Annotated in this window: 9 protein-coding genes; all 9 read right to left on the bottom strand. The window is 31.7% G+C overall.

Annotation, left to right across the window (positions count from 1 at the left end; all coding sequences use genetic code 11):
- Positions 1–344: 344 nt before the first annotated feature.
- On the bottom strand, positions 345–1,313 hold the full coding sequence (locus AB5Z52_RS14765) for an acetylxylan esterase (RefSeq protein ID WP_368243914.1): 969 nt from the start codon (positions 1,311–1,313) through the stop codon (positions 345–347).
- Complete coding sequence (locus tag AB5Z52_RS14760; protein ID WP_368243911.1) at positions 1,310–2,215, bottom strand: ROK family protein; 906 nt, start codon at positions 2,213–2,215, stop codon at positions 1,310–1,312. Before AB5Z52_RS14760 ends, AB5Z52_RS14765 begins: the two co-directional genes overlap by 4 nt.
- Positions 2,216–2,229: 14 nt before the next feature.
- The gene (locus tag AB5Z52_RS14755) at positions 2,230–3,150 is read right to left on the bottom strand and encodes a dihydrodipicolinate synthase family protein (RefSeq protein WP_368243909.1); all 921 of its coding nucleotides are present in this window, start codon (positions 3,148–3,150) and stop codon (positions 2,230–2,232) included.
- Between the two features lie 187 nt (positions 3,151–3,337).
- On the bottom strand, positions 3,338–3,991 hold the full coding sequence (locus AB5Z52_RS14750; protein WP_368243906.1) for a DUF624 domain-containing protein: 654 nt from the start codon (positions 3,989–3,991) through the stop codon (positions 3,338–3,340).
- Positions 3,992–4,080: 89 nt separating this feature from the next.
- Complete coding sequence (locus AB5Z52_RS14745) at positions 4,081–4,905, bottom strand: carbohydrate ABC transporter permease (protein WP_368243917.1); 825 nt, start codon at positions 4,903–4,905, stop codon at positions 4,081–4,083.
- Positions 4,906–4,918: 13 nt separating this feature from the next.
- A complete protein-coding gene (locus tag AB5Z52_RS14740; protein ID WP_368243903.1) occupies positions 4,919–5,806 on the bottom strand; it encodes a carbohydrate ABC transporter permease in 888 nt (295 codons plus the stop codon).
- A 108-nt stretch (positions 5,807–5,914) separates the two neighbouring features.
- Positions 5,915–7,231, bottom strand: coding sequence for an ABC transporter substrate-binding protein (locus AB5Z52_RS14735; protein WP_368243900.1), 1,317 nt, complete (start codon positions 7,229–7,231; stop codon positions 5,915–5,917).
- A 78-nt stretch (positions 7,232–7,309) separates the two neighbouring features.
- Positions 7,310–8,011, bottom strand: coding sequence for an N-acetylmannosamine-6-phosphate 2-epimerase (locus AB5Z52_RS14730; protein ID WP_368243897.1), 702 nt, complete (start codon positions 8,009–8,011; stop codon positions 7,310–7,312).
- Positions 8,008–8,820 carry a MurR/RpiR family transcriptional regulator gene (locus AB5Z52_RS14725; protein WP_368243894.1) on the bottom strand — a complete coding sequence of 271 codons (813 nt, stop codon included), beginning with the start codon at positions 8,818–8,820 and terminating at the stop codon, positions 8,008–8,010. The genes AB5Z52_RS14730 and AB5Z52_RS14725 overlap by 4 nt, the downstream gene beginning before the upstream one ends.
- Positions 8,821–9,240: the final 420 nt, after the last annotated feature.

The raw sequence follows: 9,240 nt of genomic DNA, 5'->3' as shown, positions 1-9,240 counted from the left end.
AGCCAGAATGAGGTTCATTCTGACCCAGATTTGATTTTGTACAACCCATCAGTCCTTATTGACAAAGAGCCTTTTTAATCAGTAAATAAGAAAAAATCTGAGCCAGAATGAAGTTCATTCTGACCCAGATTAAATATCTTATAACTCATCATTACCTACTAACAAAGAGCCAAAAACTCTTTTCGTACTGATAGGTAGCTACCAATCTCATATTAGATAAAGGATTTTTTTGACTGTTATCCAATTGCTAGCATATAAAAATGTTTTTAGAAAAAACTACTTAAATTGAATTGAGAATCTTAGTAACTCATAAAACCAATTTTTAATAACTTGGTTTATAATTTCTATTTCTTAAAAATTTTTGAACCAAATAGATAATCATAAACTAAATCATTGATAAATACATTCATTCCTTCGTGACTATATTCTGGCAATACAATTATCTCTTTCTTTGTATTAATACGATTATAAATAGCAAACTGAGTAGATGGTGGGCAGACATTGTCTTCTAATCCGGTTATCATCATTATAGGGCATTGAATCATATGAGCTAAGTTTTTCACATCAATATAGGAAAGATGTTTCAAAAATTTTTCTTCTGTTTGATGCAATGGATCCGAAAATTTAAAATATCTAAACAATTCATCATAGGGTTCGCAATTATTTCCCAATTCCAATACACGCTTAAAGTCTGAAAGAAAAGGATACACTGCTACTGTTTTACTAATTCGATTATTTAAAGCAGCACATACTAAAGCTAATGCACCTCCTTGTGAAGCACCGTAAGTTAATAGCATGGTTTCATCTACAAAATCTAATGAAGCTACTATCTCCACTAATTGATACGTATCCAAATATATATCTTTATAAAACAGACGTTCTGGTCCATCAATTGCCCCACGAATAACTTGCCCTTTTACTGTCATTCCATTGAAGTTCCCTAAATCTTGTGATTTACCCGCTTGTCCCCTTACATCCATACACACTACTGCATAACCAGCACATACAAATTTTAGATTTTCTGTCCAATCAGGACTTTGTCCTTGATAACCATGAAAATAGAATACTACTGGGGCTTTGCTTACCCCTTTTGGAAATAGACATTTAGAATAAATGCTAGAACCATTATTTCCATTAAATATCAATTCATAACAATCTACAAACTCTAAATTGAAATCACACGAATTCAATTGATATGACGGAATCTCTGCAACCGATTTTATTTGATTTTTCCAAAAAGCATCCATATCTGGAGGCAAAGTTTGACGACCTTTATACCTTCTCATTTCATCTAAAGACATAGTTTCAATCATCTTCTACACTCCTTCAATGGCCTCTGGCGATTCATGAAATGATAAAACGCACCTAACATCCCTGCATCATTTCCATGATGAGCAAAAGTTAAATTTATTTTTTCAGCTATAGTTGGCAATAAATATTTATATAAAGCTCTTTCAATACGATTCTTTAAAAAAACTTCTTGAACCATAATTCCTCCACCTAAAACAACAGTTTGTGGATTTATTACATAGCATATTGTCGCTATCCCTTGACCTAAAAAATCTGACATTTGATCAATAGCGTCAATACATTTTTGATTCCCTGCCTTTGCTTCCTCAAAAATACGATATCCATCCCATTCTATTGAGCTATCCCCATGAGCTTTAGCCACATTTTTTACTAGTGTTGTTGTAGAAGCTAATTCCTGAAAACTAGCTTGTCCCATAGGTAAATACCCTACCTCACAAGCACTGTTACTATAACCATGAAAAACTTCAGAATCTATAAGGAAGCATCCTCCAATTCCTGTTCCGATAGTTAAACAGAGAGTAGATCTACTTCCTTTGGCACTTCCTGAAATAACTTCAGCTATCCCAGCACAATTTACATCATTTTCAATTTCACATGGAATACTATAACGTTTTTCTAATATTTTTTTATACTCTGTTCCAGCATAATTAGGGATAGAAGGTCCTGAATAAAATATTTCTCCTTTCTCTGAATCAACCATACCTGCTGAAGATAAACAAATGCCTGAAAGCAAGTATATATCTTGGTATTCATCAATTATCTTAATTACTTTTGAAAGAATACCTGGTCCACCTAATTCTGCTTCTGTAGGAATTTTATTTTTTCTTATCAGGCTTCCATTTTGGTCAACTATCCCATATTTTATCATGGTGCCACCTATATCAATCACCACATATTTTTTCATTGTTTTATCTCCGATTACTTAATAAATTTTTCTTTTGTTAATTGAATTAATGAAGCAGCTCTCCGAATAGATTCAAAATCACTTTCAATAAATGGTGTTAAAGGCGCTCTTACTGAGCCAATATCCATTTCTTCATTAATTCGTAAAATTTCTTTTGCTACAGAATACATATTTCCATAACATGACACCATTAAAGCAATAATATCATTAATTACATATTGTAATTCCTTAGCTAAATCAATTTCTCTATCTTCGATAAACTGATTTAATTGTAAAAATAATTCTGGCATAACAGCATAAGTTCCACCGATTCCTGCTCTAGCTCCCATTAAACGACCACCCAAAAATTGTTCATCAGGTCCATTAAAAACAATATGGTCTTTTCCACCTAAAGCAGAAAAGATTTGAATATCTTGTACAGCCATTGAAGAGTTTTTAACTCCTATAATGTTTTTATTTTTTAACATTTCACTATAAAGTTTTGGTGTTAAAGAAACACCAGCTAGTTGAGGAATATTATAAATAATAAAATCAGTATTTGGTGCAGCATCGCTTATATTATTCCAATATTTAGAAATGGAGTACTCAGGCAAACGGAAATAAATAGGTGGAATGGCAGCAATAGCATCAACACCTATGCTTTCTGCATGTTTTGCTAAAACAGTACTATCTTTCGTACTATTACATGCTACGTGAGCAATAATCGTCAATTTATCTTTAGCCACTTCCATTACATTTTCCAAAACTATTTTACGATCTTCTACACTTTGATAAATACACTCTCCAGATGAACCATTAACATATAGTCCTTTAACCTTTTTATCAATAAAATATTGAGTTAATTTTCTAACTCTTTGGGGAGAAACTTCCCCTTTTTCGTCATAACATGCATAAAAAGCTGGTATAATTCCGTGGTACTTTCTTAATTCATTCATATTTCCTTGTATTATTTATAATAGTGAGAAATTCCCAATCATATAAATACCTTTCTTTATAATATTGTATAAAAGTCTAGCAAATTAAAAAACATCTACTTGCTATTTCTTACTAAAAATAAGATATTGCAAGTAAGAATTAATAAAAAAAGATTCACATCTAAATTTCAATACTTTTAATAGTAATCTAATTGGATTGACAATACTTTTTCAAGGTAAACTCTATAATGGTTTGATATGCATACGTAAAAAGAGCACAACCAACGATACCAAATACAGACAAACTTAGTAAGAAACTAAATAAGGAAAGATTCATAATTAATATAATCAATAGAATCACACCTAAAAATAAAAATGACCAGTAAAAACTCAAACTAGTAAGCAAAAAACTATTTTTCATGACTGCAATTAGTTTCATTTGAAATCTAATCATAATAGGATAAGCATAGAAAAAAGTTAATACAGACAAAAAAAACATTGAATAGATAAAAATTTTAAATATTTGAAATGAAAAAGTATTTTCCTCTCTTAGCAAAAATAAATCTAGTAAACAAAAACAACTAATCATAGCTTCGACCAACCAAAGCAATGTCCCCATTTTAAAGCTTTTTTTAAAACACCCTACATAAGTTTTTAATAACGGAACAGTAATATCTTTTCTTAACACTAACATAGTTTCATACAGACTAGCTTTTGCTGCACCTATTGTAATTAAGGGAAGGCAGGACAAAACAAAAATAATATTCAAAAGCATTAAATTATAGAAAAATGCACAGAGCTTTATGATTCTATTATCAAGACTAAAAATAGATTTCATTAGTTTTAGCTTTTTCTCATTCACACTCATTCTCCTTTATAATCTCGTTTTTTATTTATCTGTCATACATAGACTATTTCTATTATTTTTTAAATATTGATCCAAAAATTTCTTTAACCTTTTACTGCCCCCATTGTAATCCCCTGTGTAAATGCTTTTTGGAAAATAAGGAATACTGCAACAATTGGTACCGCCGCCATCGCAGCACCAGCCATAATTAATCCATAATTTGTTGCCATTTCAGCTTGCATAGTTGCTACCCCAAGTGAAATAGTTAGATTATCACGTGAACTCAACATTACCAATTGCATAAAGTAATCATTCCATGTATTTATAAAAGTAAAAATAGCTAATGCTGCAAAACCTGGTTTTACAATAGGGAAAGCAATACTAATAAAAGTTCTAATTTCACCACAACCATCAATCTTTGCTGATTCTAAAAGTTCTGTCGGAATATTCTCAGAGAATTGTTTCATCAAAAAAACCCCAAAAGGCCAACCAATTAGTGGTAAAATAACTGCCCAAAGTGTATCATGAATTCCCATAACGTTAATAATACGTACTAGAGGAACCAAAACAACCTGTTTTGGCAACGCCATTGCTGCGATAAAAATAGAAAATAGTATCTTCTGACCATAAAACCGTTTTTTTGCTAATACATATCCTGCTAAAGATGAAGTTCCACAAACCAAAAACATCGTTATTACTGAAATAAAAATGCTATTCCACAGCCATTTCATCGCAGGGTTTTGGATAATCAATGCCCTAAAATTTTCCAGTGTTGGGGAGATTGGCCACCATTGAGGAGGTATAACAATTGTATCAGGTTGAGACTTAAAGGCTCCTGTCATAATCCAATAAAAAGGGAAAACAAATAAGATTGTCAACAATCCTAAAACAATAGTTGTTGCAATATTAGATACCCTGTTTTTTTTCATCATTATCTTCCTCCTAATACTCAACATCATTTCCTAAAATCTTGAACTGAGCAAAACTAACTAGTGCAATTATTACTGCTAAGAAAACACCCATTGTATTCGCATAACCATATTCAGATAACTTAAAGGCTTTTTCATATAAATAATACATCAAAGTACTAGTTGAGTAATTTGGTCCACCCGAGGTTAATAATTGAATAAGAGCAAAGCACTGAAATGAGTTGATAGTTGTTATGATTGCAATATAAAGAGTTGTTGGCAATAAACTTGGCCATTTGATTTTCCAAAAAACTTGAAATTCATTTGCTCCATCCACACGAGCTGCTTCACAGAGAGAATTATCGATATTTCCCATTGCTGCAATATAAAGAATAATTGGTTGACCAACAGAAGTCGTTAACAAAATGATAATAATTGCTAACAAAGCCCATTGCTTATCACCTAACCAACTAATATTTTGATTAATAATTCCACCTGCATTCAATATATAGTTTAAAATACCGGACATAGGGTCATAAATCCATTTCCAAACAACTGTTACAGCAACACTCCCTGTAACAACCGGAAGAAAAAACACCGCTCGATAAAATGATCTTGAAAACACATTTTTGTCATAGGTTTGCGCTGCTACAAATAAAGAAAACATAACAACAATTGGAACTGAACCAATAACAATGATAATCGTATTGATAAGTGACTTCATAAAAATAGAATCCTGAAACATTCTAATATAATTATCGAAACCAACGAAACTAAAATCAGTCATCGTATAATGAAAAAAGCTTGTTACAAACCCCATAATCATTGGTACCAATACAAACCAAATAAAAAAAATCAAAACAGGAACTAGAAATCCATAAGCAACCAGTGTTTCTCTCAGTTTTAATTTATTAATTTTCATTAAATTTCCTTCTTCCATAACTATCAAAATAATATTTAAAAAATTCCTTTCCTAACATACGGATTCCTGTAAAACTAGTAGGAAAGGAACTTATATTACTCAAAAATACTATTTAGACTTATTAACTGTTTCATTTGCTTTTTCAGTAAATGATTTTAAAGCCTCTGATGGTTTTTCATCGCCATTAGATACAGACTGAACCATCGGAAACCAAAGTGTTCTCATTTCTGCAAACCCATCAATTGTATTGTAATATGGTGAATAGTATTTAGTCCAAGTCGAAAGTGTACTCATTCGTTCACTATCATAAAGTTCACCAAATGAACTTCTAACTGGGAATGATCCTGTCCGAATAACATTTTTAGGTCCCCAAGTCTCATCATCACAAACAAACTGAATGAATTTCTTCGAAGCTTCTATTTTTTTCTCATCATCATTATTAAATACAGCGAAACCATTCACTAAATACTCAAGAGCTGGTACCCCATCATCTGACGGGAAAGGAACTTCAACATATTCTACACCACTTGATTCTAGCAACTTAGCTTGCGTATCCGGCTGTGCAGGTGACCACAATAAAGTAAATGATGTTTGACCATTCGCAAAATTTTGGATATCAGCTGATCCATCATACTGAGAACCATTCATTAAAAGCCCTTTATCAATCCATTTTTTTATTGTTTCCATAGACTTAATAGAACTTTCTGAGTCTGTTGTATATCTCGTCACATTTTCATCTGTAATAGAACTGCTATACAAGTTCGCAAAAAAAGCACGCGTACCTTGGTCTCCACCTTGACCATTAGCAAAGAAAGATCCCGGATTATAACCTTTGTCTTTTAATGCCTTAATCACCTTTTCAAAATCAACCGTGGTCCAGCCTTCCTTAACCAAATCAAGAACTCCCGCATCTTTCAACATTTTTTTGTTTAACGCCATATAAAATGGAGCAGAGCTAATTGGATACATATAAGCTGTATCCCCTGCTTTACATGAACTTATAATTTGATCATTGTTAACATCCTTTAAAAAATCATCTGTAAAAAGATCATCTAATTTGGCTAATTTTCCATTTTTGCCATATTCAATAATACGTCCTGGGGCGTCAAAGAGGATATCTGGAGCTGTTCCCGCTTCAATGGCCGTTGAAATCTTTTCTGGCCCCGATGTGAAATCAATGGTTTCAAGTTTAACTTTAATATCTGGATTTTCTTTTTCAAAAGCAGCAATAATTTTCTTTTCATATGTTCCAACACCATCGTTAGAATTTTCTTGAGTAAACGTTGGAAAAGCCCACCAAGTTATTTCTGTTGTACTTTCCGAACTCTGTTTATCAGAATTGTCTTTCTTCTCGTTTCCACAAGCTCCGAGACATACAATAGATGTTGCTAAAACTAAACATTTTCCAATTTTTTTCAAATTCATTATTTTCACCTCAATATATTCTATAAAAATTAATTAATCTTGCCCAAATGCTTTACTTCCTTTTCACCAATAACAGTTTCACTTCAAGGCTGAAATAAATCGCTCTGCAATCTCTTTAGGTCTTGTTATTGCTCCTCCAATAACTGCACTAGTTATCCCTAAAGAATAAGCTTTTTGTAGCTGTTCTGGAGTATGAATTCTTCCCTCAGCTATAACTGGGATTTTTTGATAAACTAACTGTTTTATTAATTCATAATCTGGACCTTCCAAACTTGGACTACTGTCAGTATATCCAGACAAAGTTGTCCCAACAAAATCCGCACCCGCTTGAATAGCATCAATTCCTTCATTACAAGTACTGATATCTGCCATCAACAACTGATCAGGATATCTTTCTTTCACCTTTTTTATAAAATCGCTGATGTCTAATCCGTCATGTCGGAGCCTTGCTGTTGCATCAAATGCAATTACAGTTGTTTCACATGCGGCAAGCTCGTCTACTTCCTTCATTGTAGCCGTTATAAATGGTTTTTCTGGGGGATACTCTCTTTTTATTAGTCCAATAATCGGCAATTCAGTTATTTTTTGGATTGCTTCAATATCTCGAACTGAATTAGCACGAATACCTACAGCTCCCGCTTCTTCAGCTGCTTTTGCCATATAAGGCATCAAACTAAAATTTTCCTCATATAGTGGTTCGTCAGGTAAAGCCTGACAAGAAACAATCACTCCCCCTTTAATTTTTTTTAAAAAAGTTTCTCGTGTCCAGTTTTTTCTCAAAGTAAATCCTCCTTATGAATAATTGTTTTATAATAATAATCTTTTCGTTTTTCTATCTTAAAAAAGTAAGAGAACAAACAATCTGTTATCACTAAAATAGGAAATTGAGGAGATATTCTGTTTCCATGTGATAGATTTTGAGTTGATGCCAACAGTAATAATTCATCACAAAAATTATTTTTTTCAAAATTTTTAGTAGTCATTAATATTATCTTTGCACCATTTTTTTTAGCTGTAATCAAAGACTCTATAACTATCTTTGTTTTTCCGGATATTGAAGCAGCAATAATCAAACAGCTTTCATCAACTAATTGACTATTCCACTGAATCACATCATCATCATCTATAAGTTCACCCATAATTCCTAACCTCATAAATCGAGTTTTCATATCTTTCAAAGCCAGTGCTGAACTTCCTTTTCCGTAAAAAAAAATTTTGGGATAGCTCAAAATCATCTTTTGAATTTTTTCTAATTGAGATTCATTAATAATAGAGCATGTTTTGTTTAATATTTCTATATAATCTGATAAAACGTTTTGATTCCATTGCCTATAAACAGTATTCTCACTTTTCTCTCTAATTATTTCTCGGTATTGATATAGAAACTCTGTAAACCCAGAATACCCACATTTTTTTGAAAATCTTGTTAAAGTTGCTTTTGAAACATGAATTTCTTTACAAAAAAAATCTGTATTCAAGTTGTTAATTGTTTTATTTTTTAAAAAAAAGTAAGCTACTTCTTTCTCCGTCGCTGTCATTTTATCTAGATTTGATTCAATAATCGGAATAGGATCTTTCCTAATTAACATTTAATATCCTCCTCTCCCACCTCAAAAAGCAACCGTTTTCAATTTGAATTATATTTCTTTTCGTTTTTTATTTCAACAATTCTCAAAAAACAGAAATGCGTTTCTAAAAATAACTATCATTATAAAACGAGAAAAAACTACATATCCAAATATATTGTGCTATTTATAGCAAAAGCATACTAATATCAAAAGATCAATTATTTAAGAAAACTAAAAATACTACGATCATATAGTGATTACTTCCCAAAAAACTAGACGAAATAACAGCAATATTACTACAGATATGAACATATGAAAGAGACACTACACTGAAAATCTCGGTAAGTTTAAAAAATGGCATTAACAGACTGTAGACAAAGTCCATTTTATGGATGATGTCTACAGTCTTTTCTTTTATAATAGATTTATGAAAACGAATGC

The organism is Enterococcus sp. RTP21361st1_A6_RTP21361_211029, from assembly GCF_040910045.1.
Lineage (GTDB): Bacteria > Bacillota > Bacilli > Lactobacillales > Enterococcaceae > Enterococcus_D > Enterococcus_D gallinarum.
This window is presented reverse-complemented; position numbering and strand designations above follow the sequence as displayed.